Annotated in this window: 13 protein-coding genes and 1 pseudogene; 6 read left to right on the top strand and 8 right to left on the bottom strand. The window is 51.3% G+C overall.

Annotation, left to right across the window (positions count from 1 at the left end):
• Window positions 1-107: pseudogene (locus ACO0LD_RS31535) on the top strand (IS110 family transposase); the annotation flags it as partial.
• A gap of 91 nt (window positions 108-198) precedes the next feature.
• On the opposite strand, the gene ACO0LD_RS31530 reads toward ACO0LD_RS31535, so the two are convergent.
• The 7 genes from ACO0LD_RS31530 to ACO0LD_RS31500 form a co-directional block, all read right to left on the bottom strand.
• A complete protein-coding gene (locus ACO0LD_RS31530; RefSeq protein ID WP_423013462.1) occupies window positions 199-399 on the bottom strand; it encodes a hypothetical protein in 201 nt (66 codons plus the stop codon).
• Between the two features lie 189 nt (window positions 400-588).
• A complete protein-coding gene (locus ACO0LD_RS31525; RefSeq protein WP_423013460.1) occupies window positions 589-2244 on the bottom strand; it encodes a hypothetical protein in 1656 nt (551 codons plus the stop codon).
• A gap of 467 nt (window positions 2245-2711) precedes the next feature.
• Complete coding sequence (locus ACO0LD_RS31520) at window positions 2712-3491, bottom strand: putative DNA-binding domain-containing protein (protein WP_423013458.1); 780 nt, start codon at window positions 3489-3491, stop codon at window positions 2712-2714.
• A 22-nt stretch (window positions 3492-3513) separates the two neighbouring features.
• Window positions 3514-4404: a DUF692 domain-containing protein gene (locus ACO0LD_RS31515; RefSeq protein WP_423013456.1), complete on the bottom strand. Its 891-nt coding sequence runs from the start codon at window positions 4402-4404 to the stop codon at window positions 3514-3516.
• A gap of 77 nt (window positions 4405-4481) precedes the next feature.
• Entirely contained in the window at window positions 4482-4751 is a 270-nt protein-coding gene (locus tag ACO0LD_RS31510) for a hypothetical protein (protein ID WP_423013454.1), read from the bottom strand.
• Between the two features lie 516 nt (window positions 4752-5267).
• Window positions 5268-5690 (bottom strand): hypothetical protein, encoded by a 423-nt coding sequence (locus ACO0LD_RS31505; protein ID WP_423013452.1) that lies wholly within the window; start codon window positions 5688-5690, stop codon window positions 5268-5270.
• A 419-nt stretch (window positions 5691-6109) separates the two neighbouring features.
• Window positions 6110-7108, bottom strand: a complete 999-nt coding sequence (locus ACO0LD_RS31500; RefSeq protein WP_423013450.1) for a LysR family transcriptional regulator — start codon at window positions 7106-7108, stop codon at window positions 6110-6112.
• A 246-nt stretch (window positions 7109-7354) separates the two neighbouring features.
• On the opposite strand from ACO0LD_RS31500, the gene ACO0LD_RS31495 reads away from it, so the two are divergent.
• Complete coding sequence (locus ACO0LD_RS31495; RefSeq protein ID WP_423013448.1) at window positions 7355-7642, top strand: DUF4148 domain-containing protein; 288 nt, start codon at window positions 7355-7357, stop codon at window positions 7640-7642.
• Between the two features lie 503 nt (window positions 7643-8145).
• Window positions 8146-8337, top strand: a complete 192-nt coding sequence (locus ACO0LD_RS31490; protein ID WP_423013446.1) for a hypothetical protein — start codon at window positions 8146-8148, stop codon at window positions 8335-8337.
• Between the two features lie 668 nt (window positions 8338-9005).
• Here ACO0LD_RS31490 and ACO0LD_RS31485 read toward each other — a convergent pair.
• Window positions 9006-9206, bottom strand: coding sequence for a hypothetical protein (locus ACO0LD_RS31485; RefSeq protein WP_423013444.1), 201 nt, complete (start codon window positions 9204-9206; stop codon window positions 9006-9008).
• Window positions 9207-9241: 35 nt separating this feature from the next.
• Between ACO0LD_RS31485 and ACO0LD_RS31480 the strand changes: the two genes are divergently transcribed.
• The 3 genes from ACO0LD_RS31480 (at window position 9242) to ACO0LD_RS31470 (ending at window position 13041) form a co-directional block, all read left to right on the top strand.
• Complete coding sequence (locus ACO0LD_RS31480) at window positions 9242-10771, top strand: FAD-binding oxidoreductase (protein ID WP_423013442.1); 1530 nt, start codon at window positions 9242-9244, stop codon at window positions 10769-10771.
• Window positions 10772-11349: 578 nt separating this feature from the next.
• On the top strand, window positions 11350-12201 hold the full coding sequence (locus tag ACO0LD_RS31475) for a SpoIIE family protein phosphatase (RefSeq protein ID WP_423013440.1): 852 nt from the start codon (window positions 11350-11352) through the stop codon (window positions 12199-12201).
• Between the two features lie 96 nt (window positions 12202-12297).
• On the top strand, window positions 12298-13041 hold the full coding sequence (locus ACO0LD_RS31470; RefSeq protein WP_423013438.1) for a carbon-nitrogen hydrolase family protein: 744 nt from the start codon (window positions 12298-12300) through the stop codon (window positions 13039-13041).
• The last annotated feature ends 299 nt before the right edge of the window (window positions 13042-13340 follow it).

Below are 13340 nucleotides of genomic sequence, written 5' to 3'. Positions count from 1 at the left end.
AACCTGCAATGCTCATTATCGGCGCTATGATGAGAAAACTAGTCCATGTCGCTTTGGGTGTATTGAAATCCGGAAAACCATTCGATGCTAGCTTGCATTTGGCTTGACAGGAATAACAGTATCTACGTCCCTACCACAACCTGGAGTGCGAAGGTGGAACCTGCTGATTGCAGATAAGATTGCCGTCTCATCTATTGCTTACAATGCAGGCACCTTCATTGCAGTCACGGCTGGCGCTGGTTTTTCCAGCAAGGCAGTGACAGCGACGACAAAGGCGTCTTTGTCGGGTACTGGTCCCAGGCCATAATTGCAGCGGTTGCCATCGTGTATGCCAGTCAGCATGGTGAATGGTTTGCCACCACGCGGCAAGACACTGTATTGCAATGCAATGCACTGCATGTATGCGTCGTGCCCGGCAAAGATGTTTTGCCAGATCGGTCAAGATTTCATGCGGCGCATTGCAATGCGCCCTGCATTACGGCAATGATCATAGTGAGATCATTATCGCGGATGCTGCATCTGTATGACACTGGCATCCGGTAAACTTAGCTCATTCGGTTAACGAAATTCGCCAACTAATTCAGCCCATTAATTCAAATGGAAAGAATCGAAAAATGCCGCAATCTTGGGTGAGTTTGCTTCGCTTCCGGGGGCACCGGCTTCGATGATGTAGACGGTTTTTCCAACCAGGAAAAAGTCCACTTTCTTCATGGCGTCCTTGGCAGACAGCATCAGGCTGCGTCCCACATTGCCTTCTACCCGTATGGTTTTCTCATCGGTGACCTTGATCTTGCCCTGGCTGGCAATACCGTCCCTGAGCGTGTCGAGGAAGTAGGTCGTGTCAGCTGGTCGTACCGCCAGATCGAAAGAAGTAATTGCATAATGCATCTTGCCAGCGCGCAGTGAATAAGTATGATTATTGAAAACACCATCTGCCTTTGGGCTTGCCTGCTCCACAGGCGTACCCGGCATACTGATGGAGTAACGGTGGTCAGGTGGTGAAAACTCAGCGATCGGGTCTTCTTTTTGCGCTTTGAAAGCCTTGACCGAGAGCACATACAGGCATGCAGTCAGTGCCAGGCTAACCAGGAAGATATTGCGCAGGTCATGGTTATCGTCAGGAATGGCAGCCCGTGCACCCAGCAGACCGACTTTATAACCATCTTCCTTGATGCGGGCAGTGGCTTTTATATTGTAGACCACCATCAGTATCAGATTAACTAGCGGCACAAAAGACAGGACGAACATCAACAAAGTTTTTGCACCTGACCAGCCAAAACCTCCCGCAAGACGGAAGAAGCCAAAGATACTCATGAATATGATCATCAAGCCAAGGCAACAGAAAGACAGCACTTCTACGCGGTTACCAAAATCGATACTCTTGGTCCAGCCCACCAGAACGAAGTAAAACACGATGCCCAGTATCAGCAGCCGCTGACCACTGGCCAGGCGACCGACATCATGCTCACCTGCGCTTTGGTAGTGATGATGACCAGACTGCTCGCTACTTGCTGAAGAATGGCTGCCGCCATTACCACCAGCGCCACCAGTACGTGCGCGCGCACTTGTACTTACACTGGCGCCAGTATTGTTTTTTGCTCCACCAGACACGGCAGCCATGGCCATGCTGATATCGCTGCGGCTAAAAATCCAGTTATACACGGCACGGTTAATGTCAAACACCGACGCCTTGGCGGTGACGGCGATGGAAACCAGCATGCTGTCGGTACGCAGGCAGCAAATCAGCATATGGCTTTCTTCTTCATCGCCTGCTTGCTTGCCCTTGTATTCTGCAACGATGCCCTGGATGCGGTTGCCCCAGTTCTCGCCCTTGAAGACTGTGGGTTTTGCCACTTGCTTCATGTGTGGCATTTCTTTGTCGATGATGTGCAGGCGCATGCCCACCCATTTTTCTATGGAGATATCTTCACGTGCAAAGCCATTCGCTTCCAGCCTGGTGTCAGTTACCGGGTCCAGCAAATGCAAGGAACGGCTGTTTTTGACTTCTCGCCAGCTACCTGGCGCATAAAATTCCAGGCCCAGATTGGCATTGCGAAATTCTTTGGGATTCAGGTTGGCAATGTCATGACCAGTCAGCTCGCGCTGGCTGGACGGTGGCGCAACTGGTTCCGTTTTTTTTGCAGCGGGTTTATCACTATCGACCAGGCTCAGGGCGCTGGCAGGAGATGAGGTGGAGGGGCCAGATCGGCCTTGCGGCTTGGGAGCGAAAGGGTCAAATTCCATATTGCTTATCGGTGTGCGTTTCGCCAAAATCAAAGCGTGGATTAAAACATTGGCCCTCTATTTGTGTCAAATTGTTTCAGTGCTTTACAAGGCGATATAATTGCCTTAGAGGAATGTTGAGCGAAGGTATACGTTTACCTCAGGCATGTGTCGACGGTAATGGTAGAAAATGCGCAGATATAGGCAAAATATATCAAGCGGCATGCGTGTGTGATATGTGGTGCGTGATGCGTGGCGATAGTGATGCAATGTGCGGGCGACGATTTCATGCGGCGCATTGCAATGGGCTCTAAGTCAATGCAATATTTGCGATTGGGATGTGCGTAATTCTCATTCCGTAGGGCGCGCCGTGCGCACCGTTCTTGATGTTTGCAAAGATAAGGCTGGTGCGCACTGCACCCTCTGCCATGTTGACGGCGATGCTTGAACAGGCATGATCAACGAGCGCAATTTACGGATAAACACGGCTAAACTTCTATCGCTTCCACCAGCAACTCATCCACCACCCAGGTCTGCAACCAGCCGCCTATTTCGCTGGCGATGTCGGGGTTTTTGTCTGCGGCACGCTCGCATACATCGGCAAAGCGCTGGCCCAGGCCGAGTTGGCGCAAGGCTTCGGCTTCTTCTGTGCCCAGGCAACGGAAATGTGCCTGCAACTGCTTGCGCCAGACTATCCAGGTCGCCGGTTTTTCTGTGCTGTCCATACTGGTCGGTGCTGGTGGCGTGCTGTCTTCATTCAAGGCCAGCCAGATTGCCACGCTATTCCAGCGCATGCTGATGAATTGCAGCGAGCTGCTGGTGCGCAAACCCACGGTCTCCCAATCGCTGACTGTGGCCAGGTCGGGCAAGCCAAGGATGTGATGATCCGGTGCGTCAAAGGCATAACCCAGCGCCCATTCAAATTGCGCCAGCTCAGCCACTTGCGGATGGTCGGCAAACTGCTTGCGCAGCAAGGCAGCAAACTTGTCCCCAAACCAGCGCAGATTGCGAAAGTGGGAAGGGTGGGCTTCAATGTATGCCGCGCATGCCTGATAAAACAATTCATCGCCCAGATAGCTGTGCGTCTTGCCGTAAGCCTCGGACAGTGCATCGCGCAGGCGCAGGCGATAGGCCTGGTAATAAATATCCAGCCGCGCATCACGCGCAAGGCCGGGTGTCTCAGCCAGATGCTGGTGCATGCTGGTCGCATCGCGCTGGCCTAAAATAAATTGCTGGAAATCTGACTGCAAGCTTTGGGTCGCGTTCATTTTCATTTACCTGGTAATGAGTTCACGCAGCCAGCGCAGACGCTGGCGCATTCGCCTGCATATTTGCCACTGAATTTGCCAACACCGTGCCGCAAGCGCTGGCACAAATACGGCGTGCCTGCTCAAGTTCAGCCACCAGTTCCGCCAGCGGCGGGATATTGTCATCGCGTTCTATCATGCTGGGCACCGCGCCAAATCGACGTATTGCCTGCGCATACAAATCCCATACCGGATCGGCAATGTCCTGGTCATGAGTATCGACAATATGCGTGCCATGGTCGCTATGCCCGGCCAGGTGGATTTGCTGCACCCGATCTAACGGTATGCCGCGCAAATAGTCCATCGCATCAAAACCATGGTTGATGCTGCTGACGTAGATGTTATTCACATCCAGCAAAATCATGCTGTCGGCCTGCTCGGCAATGGCGGCAACAAATTCCCATTCGGGCATGCTGTCACTGCTGTATTGCAAATAGCTCGATACATTTTCCAGCACCAGCCTGCGCCCCAATACATCCTGCACGCGGCGCACATTGTTGACGACAAGCTTGATCGTTTCTTCGTTATACGGCAGCGGGAACAGGTCATGCATATTCTTGCCATGCACACCCGTCCAGCAGATATGGTCAGACACCCACATCGGTGAGACCCTGTCGATAAGCTTCTTCAAGTCACGTAGATATTCGTCCGTCGGGCCTTCAGGTGTACCGATAGACATCGATACGCCATGCATGACCACGGGGTAATCAGCGCGTATGGCATCCAGCATCGCCAGGGGCTTACCGCCAGGTACCATATAGTTTTCAGACAAAATCTCAAACCAGTCCACCGCTGGTTTATCGGCCAGTATGGCCAGATAATGGTCGGTACGCAAACCCAGGCCAAAGCTGGAAGAGGTGAGGGGATTTGTCATGGTGAATGTGTGTGAAGTAAAAACAGAAAATGCGCCAGCCTATGAATAGACTAGCGCATTTCATCAATAAAACTGGATTATTTGTCCAGATCAATGATCTTGCCGCCTTTAGCCAGGCACTGACCTGCAGCTGTCGCTACAAAGCCATGGCCTTTGCAGGAGTTTTGGCCTTTGCATGCGTTTTCTGCTGTCTTGCAATCGCTAGTACCTTTGCAGCTATTGATGCCAGAACAATGTACCTTGTCACCTGCGCTGATTGTGCTCGTGCCAGCAACAGCAAAGCCAGACAAAGCCAATGTAGCGGCAGCAGCAGCGATCAGGGCACCAGTTTGGATAGATTTTTTCATGATGTGTTCTCCGTAAAATTTAAAATAAGTGAAGGTAATTAAGTACTATTTAAGTGCTATTGAAAGTCAAACCAAGTTCTTTGCCTGCCTTGCAATTTGCATCAACATGCAGAACTTAAGCATCAGTCGGACGGATTTCAGATTACTTACACTTCTTTTTAAAATATTTTAAAAATTTTTTGAAAACGGATAAATCACGGCAAGCAGGGCGCGCCTTGCGCACCAATAAGATGCCGTGCGTCAATATTGATGAGTTGCAGACCGGTGCGCACGGCGCACCCTACAAAATACTCATGCAGCCACATCGAAGTCATAACGTAGGGCGCATTGCAATGCGCCGCATGTATACGTCGCGCACGGCATAGAAGTTTTCCTCGGAGATGAGGGATTTATAATGCGCAAGTAAGTTTTACTGAGCGTCAATATGTAAAGTAATACCGCCCCATTCGACGATGAGAGCGCTTTCTATGCAAAAAAGCACAGTACAGCAGTTTTTTGCGAGATGTGATCGCGACTTCATAAAATCTCTAGCGTACGCGTGAAATTCTGGCAAACTATCCTGAACACACTGCCGCGTGAAAAGTACCATTCATGAACCACGGCCTGATTGTTTTCTGTCAGGCTCACTTCATGTATCAATAAATCGCCATGCCCAATTGCTCCGCGCGGAGGATGTAAAAAGTCTTCTGGTGTCACGATGCTGTATTCAATCACACCAGAATACGCAAGATGGATTTTCAGATCATGATAAGGCCCCAGAAAACTTGCTTCTATCTGGATAGCGCGAATTTCCGAACGTTCACCACTTGCCAATTCAGAGATGCAGAATCGCTCCAGCCAGGCATCATGCAGACTTTGATGGCTCGTCAAGTCATAATTACCAGTATCTATAGCGAAGGCATACACGCCTGGCGGAAAATCATCACGATGCTCTTGCAAGTATCGTTGATATGAAGAGAAGTCGAAGTCATATTCCCCGACCTGCTCTGATTCAAAAAATTTCATCGTATAAAAATGTAGATGAGTAGGGTGCGCCGTGCGCACCGGTCTTGGAGTCTGGCGATAGGCGTTCTTCGGTGCGCATGGCGCACCCTACAAATCAGCAAATGGCAATGCCTGCATGATAACGCGCATGAAACTATATCCCCCAAATAAAAAATCGCCACGGAGGGGGAAATTCCGTGGCGACAAAATACCTAAGGAGACACAACAATCATAGGATATCGGGTTAATGTTACACAAGTATGACGACGATATTTTACAATTGCTTACAAGCATGTAATTTATGCTTGCCTATCTTTAATGCTCAATGCATCCCTGCGGTGTGGCGATGTGTGATGCGGCTGACAACCCGTTCCTCAGCCAACCCGCATCTTACCGGGATGGGGTATGCCCAGTTCCCTGAGTTTTTCTTCATGGATGCGGAAGGGGCAGCTGCCCAGCCACATGTCTTCTTCCGGGTGCGGGAATTTGCTGGCGACGAAATCGACAAAGCGCCTGACCTTGGCCGACAGCTGGCGGCGGCTGGGGTAGACCATGGAAATCGAGACTGCACCAAAGCAGTGTTCCGGGAACAGCCTGACGAGTCGGCCCTGCGCCAGGTCGTCATCAATCTGGAACGAGGTGCGCAAGACCAGGCCCATGCCAGCCAGGGCGCAGGCGCGCAGCACGTCGGCATTATTGCTGATGACCTTGCTCTGGATGGGGATGCTGCGATAAGAGTCGCGGCCTATGCGCTTGTCAAAGGCCATCCAGTTATCCCGCAAAAAATCAAAATTGAAGTTCAGGCAGCGGTGCCCTGAAATATCTTCCGGCGTGGCCGGGGTGCCATGCTCTTTCAGATAAGCGGGCGAGGCACACAGCAGCACTTCAGAGGTGGCCAGCTTGCGCGAGATCATGCTGCCGTCTATCTTTTGCAGGTCCAGGAAAAAGCCGACATCGATGCCTTCTTCCACCAGGTCAACCTGATGGTCAGTGATTTTGACATCCAGCAAGACATCGGGATAATCCCTGGCAAATTCGGGCAATAGCTGCGCCAGTTGCGCTTTGCCGAAATGCGGTACAGAATAGATACGCAAAGTGCCGCTGGGTTTTTTTGCGGCATATGAGGCGATGGCATCAGCATCGTCGATATCGCTGAGGATGGCGCGCACCCGCTCCAGGTAGACCATGCCGGTCTCGGTCAGCGATAATTTGCGGGTAGAGCGGTTCAACAGGCGCGTGCCCAGATGGCTCTCCAGATCAGCCATATAACGGGTCACGACAGCGTTAGACATGTCCAGCGCCGTAGCAGCCCTGGCAAAGTTACCCAGCTCCACCACCTTGGCAAAGATGCGCATTGATTGCAATCTGTCCATTTTCAAGTCCTTTATTGTTCCTGATTCAGCAATAGTATATTCCGTTTTAGATACTTTATTGTTGAATCCGAAAAGCCTACACTGCATTTCATCGGTGCAGTGCAACATAAATCAAAGCTCTTCACCGCGCCGCTGGCGACGACTTGTTTCAGTTGTTATCGGAAGTGAAATTTCACTTCTCATGACAATTGAGCAAGATCACCGAGGCGGCTTACTTTGAAACTTACTTTATTGATAGGAACGATCATGAATGCGAAACAACTCTTTTTGGCAACCAGCCTGACATTTTTGACAGCTACTGCCGCCTTTGCTGCTGACACAACTGATACAACAGCCCCAAAAACCCGCGCCCAAGTCGTCGCTGAACTGCAAGAAGCCCGCGCTAACGGCGAAGAAATCGGCCTGGAAGGTTTTTCCTGGTACCCAGCCCAAAAAGCTGCCCTGGTCAAAGCCAATGCAGAAACACGTCTGGCAGCAGAAAAAGCCAATGCTGAAAAAGTAGCGACAAAAACGCAAAAATCGCAACAAAACTGATTTTGTTCATCGCGCCGGGTGATGTACGGCCTGGCTGGTGGATGAAATGAGGATGTGATGAAACCCGGTGATCATTGATCAGCGGGTTTTGTTTTTTTGGGACATGTTCTTTTTTTGCGGGAAGACCTCTCAACACAGAGACACGGAGGGGGAAGACTGCTTGCAAGCAGTCTTCGTTACGCAGGCGCGCGGCGTGCCGCACGAATTCCCTACTACACCACAGAGTTTCACAGAGAAAATCTGGATTGATTTATGTCATCTTTGATGTGCAACTCAGCACACAGCGATCCCCATCATCAAGCACTAGCCCCCCAACCGTCATGCCAGACTTGATCTGGCATCCAGTGTCGTTACAGCTTGCCGTGCTGGATATAATGCCAATACCTTCTGCAAACTTGGGTATTTCAAGTAAGGCTACTCCCGCCATGACAAACTAGCACAATGAAACTTTTCTGTCTGAACTGAAAAAGGGAAATTCTCCATATGTATTAGCCTGGCAGTTAGTGTCATTTTTTGCTCTGGATGTCGAGAGCCAGCGTGCCGCAGTGGGGCCGTGCGAGCAATGGTTTGTTAAAGAAAACAGCAGCAATGCTGGTGCCAACTATTTCACGGGGATGCTGCTTTTACTATGCCAGACCGGTCATGGGCATCAGTTTGATGACTGGGCACGCGCAGAGGCAAATGAGATGGAATAAACCCTGGCAAGAATACACCGCAATCTGGACTTCTATAACTGGTCGGCTGCGCAACTGCAGCAAGATCACGACTGGATATATTTGCAGGCTCTTGCCCTCGCCATGCTGGACAAGGCAGGTATCTGGATCAATCCACCCAAGAAACCATTTTGGTTTCCCGATTATATGGAGGTTTATTGAGTATCGTTATGCCGTGCATCTGATGCAACTGGAACTGCAAAATAACAGCTTTATGCAAACAGCAAAACACACTGACAGTGCACGACCAACGCCACTGGATGCAGGATCAAGTCCGGCATGACGGGTTTGCGGGTACTGCCTTGAAAACCTTCGCTTGTATGCACAATGCGGTGATGTAGCCGTAACGGCAGGCGCATTGTAATGCGCAGCATGTGTTCCACTTTTGACGTACAGCTCAGCACACAGCGACCCTTCATCTTCAGCACTAGCCCCAATGTCGTCATGCCAGACTTGATCTGGCATCCAGTGTCGTTACGCCGCATCGCTTGCATGGCCGTGAAGGCAAATGCGTGCGATAGCCCCGATCATTTGTTCAAGCCTTGCCGCAGCCTGGAACGCACTGCGCACGGTCCTTCACTCTCGATTCCACTATCACTGTCCTCTAGTTGTTTTTGTGCGAACGTTCTCAGCAAATATTGTAAAAACGATTATTTTAAATGACAATATGTTGGTTTTACTTCAAGATAAAAAACAAAAATCAGCGTCAAGCATTTGTTGTGGATATCCCCTGAAAGACCTGCCGTGCGTTTGGCCAGGTCGTGCAAAAATTTTGCGCCCGGCGGGCGTTTGCGATGCTTCGTGGCGGATAGCGAGCTGGCTTGGGGCTTTTCACGGTTCTGTTCCTGCATTCAACGCTGGTTTTGCCAAACTCAAGGAGAAGTATATGGATGCCTTATCTACCCCGGTCCCCACCTCAGTTTCTACCCCTTCCCGCCGCCGTTTCTTGCAAACATCCACCGCACTTGCAACCGCCAGCATGCTGGGTATTTCGGGTGAGGCCACAGCCGCACCGGCGCTGCACAGCAAGCACAACCTGGCGGCACTTGCACGCAGTATGGCCGGACGCCTGATTTTGCCTGGTGAGCTGGGCTACATGATGGCCGCAGCGCCGAATAACCAGCGCTATGCTGACATCCTGCCCATCGCCGTCGCCATGTGCGCCAATGACAGGGATGTGCAGTTGTGTCTGCGCTGGGCGATAGATCATCGCCAGCCCTTTGCGGTTCGCTCTGGTGGCCACAATTACGCAGGCTTTTCTACTACCAAGGGTTTGCTGATTGATGTGAAGGCGATGAATGGCATCAGCGTCAATGAAAAGGAAAATACCTGCACCATTGCAGCAGGTGTCAGCAACCAGGACATGGCCAATTTTTTTAGCGGCAGCAGCCTGGCTGTGCCGTCGGGCCGCTGCCCCACCGTGGGTGCGGCGGGCCTGGTGCTGGGTGGTGGCTGGGGCTTTTCTGCAACCCACGCAGGTTTGACTTGCGATAGCCTGAAATCGTCGGGAATTGTTTTACCAAACCAGCAACTGGTGGTAGCCGAAGACAAAGGCACCTATCAGGATTTGTTCTGGGGTTTGCGCGGCGGCGGTGGCGGCAATTTTGGGGTGAATACCTCGTTCACCTTTAACCTGGTGGACGTGTCACACAACGTCACCATTTTCAATATCCTCTGGCCTGCCCAGCAGCAGCTGGAATTATTTTCTGCCTTGCAGGACCTGCAGCAAAATAATCCCACCACGATTTCTACCCGCAGCAAAATCGTGCCACGCCGTGCCGGTACCAACTACACCATGGCAGATTTACAGGTCACTACCCTGGGCCAGTTCTTCGGCGGCAAAGAAGCCGCGCTAAAGGCCTTGGAACCGGTATTGAAAATGCTCACGCCCCTCAAGGCCGACATTCGTGAAATGAGTTACTGGCAAGCGCGTGATTATCTTATCACCGACGACCCCAACGGCATGTACGACCTTCGCTCATCCTATGTGGGTGAGAAAATGTCCCCAGAAGGCATGGAAATGATGTTGCGCTGGATGCTGAAATGGCCCGGCGGTTCACTCGTGCCAGAAAACATGGGCATCCTGTTTGCCATTGGTGGCAAGGTGCGTGAAGTGCCCGTCAATGCCACTGCCTATCCACATCGCAATGCCAATTATATTTTTGAAATGGAAGCCGCCTGGGGGCCGATAGACAAGCTGGACGTGGTCCACAGGCAGCAACAATGGCTGCGCGAATACTTTGCTGCAATGAGTCCTTTTGTGCTGCCGCAAGCCTATGTCAATTTCCCGAATCGCGAGCAACCCAATTGGGCACGGGCCTATTATGGCCCTAACCTGGATCGCTTGAAAACCGTCAAGCACAAGTACGATCCCTACAATTATTTCAAATTTGAGCAAAGTATTCCACAGGGGTGAGCTGGTTTGCTTGTCGTTATGCCCATGCGCCTGATCTGCGCGGAACCAAAAAAAGCAACTTCAAGCAAACAGCAAAACACCATTGCCGTGCTCAAGCAAAGCGCCAGATGCTGGATCAAGTCCCACTGCTGTCCGGAATAATTATCTTGACTCGTTCTGAACATCAAGTACAAGCAGTGTCCTGACGATTTTTTCCGTGTCGGAGCCTTAATTCTGTAATTGAACATTATTTGTGAGCGGTCGTGCTTGAAGCTCCTTCCCCTTCAAGGGGAAGGTTGGGATGGGGATGGGTTTCCAGCGTAATTACATTTATGGTTAATCAACCGAAACCCATCCCCACCCTGCCCCTCCCCTTGAAAGAGAGGGAATTTCCTCGTTATTTTTGTCAATCACATTATTCCGGACAGTAGTGGGATCAAGTCCGGCATGACGGGTTTATGTGCGTCGCTTTAAAAACAGGTGCTTGTTTGCACAGAGTCTGCATGCACGGCGCATTCTCACTATTTGCCACACCACTGTCACGCCAGTGCTATATTCTGCAATCAAAATAAACGCAGCAAGTGCCAGCCATCATAAAAATGCAGATCAAATCCCTCTCTACCCCCGCTGGCAGTAAAACCAACGAAGACCTGATCCACCACTTCAGCCACAGCGATGGCACGCTTAATGTACTGATGTTTGACGGTGCCAGCTCAGTGTCAGGCCAGCATTATCTGGATGCAAGCCTGGGTGACCCGGCCTGGTTCGTGCAGCAGTTTGCGCTGGCGCTGGAACAGGTCGCCACGTCTGTACAGGCGCAGGCAGACAGCATCATGCTGGCCTTGCAGGTCTTGCGTGATAAGCACAGCAGTTTGCTGCAAGCCGCCGCCATGCCCGCTTATGCCTGGCCGATTGCGGCGCTGACCTGGCTGCGCGTGCATGCCGATGGTGAAGATTGCAGCATCTATGCCCTGGGCGATTGCAAAAGTTTTTTACTCGATGCGCAAGGTGAGGTCACTGATCTTGACCCCTATGAGAATCCGCAAGAAGGCATACTCAAGATCGCGATAGAGCAACTGAAACAAGAAGGCCTGGATGAGCAGGCACGTTGGGCCAGGCTATTGCCCATGCTGCGTGAGCGCCGCGTCGCTCAAAACAAGGCCCCGCAGCCATCCATACTCTGCCTGTATCCACAAGGCCGCTTTGCTGCGCGTGAGCACAAGATCAAACTGGCGGCGTCTGACCGTTTATTCCTGATGACGGATGGTTTCTATCGTCTGGTGGATAGCTATCACCTCTACAATGACCAAAGCCTGATGCAAGCCTGCGTCACGCATGGGCTGGAGGCGATGATGCAGGAGTTGCGTGCGCATGAAGCAGGCAAGGCAGGCGGCATGACGGTGAAGAAGGCGGATGATGCAACAGTGGTGATGCTGAATCTGGTGGAGTAAAGATATGTTTCCTCAATCTTAACCATCGCCGTGCGCACCGTCCGGCGATATCAAAACGGTGCGCATGGCACACCCTACTGCAGATAACATTGAACGATGACGACAAACAAGCTACGCATCGCCGCCTTCCAGCGTCCCCCTGTTTTTGACGACATCCAAAAAGCGGTGGCGCAATTATGCACTGACTTGCGCTGGTGCCAGGAGCAGGGTGTTGAGCTGGCCATCTTCCCAGAATGCTATCTGCCAGGATATGCCTCAGATGCGCAGACTATCGCACAACGCGCCCTGGCCATAGACAGCCCAATTTTCACCCACGTGTTGCAGGAATTGTCTGCATTTGACACCGACATCATCCTCGGTTTTTTTGAGCAAGCTACAGCAGGCATATACAATTCTGCTGCCGTGATACGGCAAGGCCAGGTAATGGGCGTGTATGCGAAAAGACACCCCAATGAGCGCGGTGTGTTGGCGGGAACTGCATCCCCCGTGTTTGACAGATCAGGATTTTCTTATGGCATCAATATCTGCAATGACGCCAATTACCCGGATTGTGCGGCAGAGCTGAGCACGCAAGGCGCACAACTATTATGCTACCCATTAAACAATATGTTGACCGCCGCTACCGCCGACAAATGGCGCAGCAAGAGCATAGACAACCTGCGCCAGCGGGCCATGGAAACCGGCTGCTGGGTGGCATCGGCAGACGTAGTTGGCGCACTCTTGGGCGCACATGAAAACAAGATCAGCCATGGCTGTACCTGCATAGTCGCACCGGATGGCAGCATCGTCGCCCGCGTGGAGGAGGGCAGCGAAGGGGCTATCGTCTTCGATATAGAGTAAATAGCGAGGTCAGAGAAGAGTCATTTTCTATTGCTAACTGTTGCCCGTTATTAATATTTCACAAACCCGCCTCACTTCTTGCCAGATTCATCAGTTACACTCATCAAACACTAATACACCGCTTCACATACCGATTTTCTCGCAGCATATAGTTTCAGAGCACCATACAAACCTAGGGAATCTCTGATTAAGTATCCGAGTATTGATTTAGAAACGTTAATATAAGCCTATTCTCATTGAATCCCGAATGCCATGAAACAGACAACTTTTGCCGAAGGTGGCTTTGAACGCTACGCCAA

This window comes from Undibacterium sp. Ji83W (genome assembly GCF_049340385.1).
Lineage (GTDB): Bacteria > Pseudomonadota > Gammaproteobacteria > Burkholderiales > Burkholderiaceae_D > Undibacterium.
Note: the sequence above shows the minus strand (reverse complement) of the source record. Positions and strands in the feature narration are given on the sequence as shown.

Excerpts from the sequence above, each read along its gene's own strand:
- ACO0LD_RS31530 (WP_423013462.1), bottom strand. The coding sequence starts at position 399 with ATGCAGTGCATTGCATTGCAATACAGTGTCTTGCCGCGTGGTGGCAAA.
- ACO0LD_RS31525 (WP_423013460.1), bottom strand. The coding sequence starts at position 2,244 with ATGGAATTTGACCCTTTCGCTCCCAAGCCGCAAGGCCGATCTGGCCCC.
- ACO0LD_RS31520 (WP_423013458.1), bottom strand. The coding sequence starts at position 3,491 with ATGAACGCGACCCAAAGCTTGCAGTCAGATTTCCAGCAATTTATTTTA.
- ACO0LD_RS31515 (WP_423013456.1), bottom strand. The coding sequence starts at position 4,404 with ATGACAAATCCCCTCACCTCTTCCAGCTTTGGCCTGGGTTTGCGTACC.
- ACO0LD_RS31510 (WP_423013454.1), bottom strand. The coding sequence starts at position 4,751 with ATGAAAAAATCTATCCAAACTGGTGCCCTGATCGCTGCTGCTGCCGCT.
- ACO0LD_RS31500 (WP_423013450.1), bottom strand. The coding sequence starts at position 7,108 with ATGGACAGATTGCAATCAATGCGCATCTTTGCCAAGGTGGTGGAGCTG.
- ACO0LD_RS31495 (WP_423013448.1), top strand. The coding sequence starts at position 7,355 with ATGAATGCGAAACAACTCTTTTTGGCAACCAGCCTGACATTTTTGACA.
- ACO0LD_RS31485 (WP_423013444.1), bottom strand. The coding sequence starts at position 9,206 with ATGCAGGAACAGAACCGTGAAAAGCCCCAAGCCAGCTCGCTATCCGCC.
- ACO0LD_RS31480 (WP_423013442.1), top strand. The coding sequence starts at position 9,242 with ATGGATGCCTTATCTACCCCGGTCCCCACCTCAGTTTCTACCCCTTCC.
- ACO0LD_RS31475 (WP_423013440.1), top strand. The coding sequence starts at position 11,350 with ATGCAGATCAAATCCCTCTCTACCCCCGCTGGCAGTAAAACCAACGAA.
- ACO0LD_RS31470 (WP_423013438.1), top strand. The coding sequence starts at position 12,298 with ATGACGACAAACAAGCTACGCATCGCCGCCTTCCAGCGTCCCCCTGTT.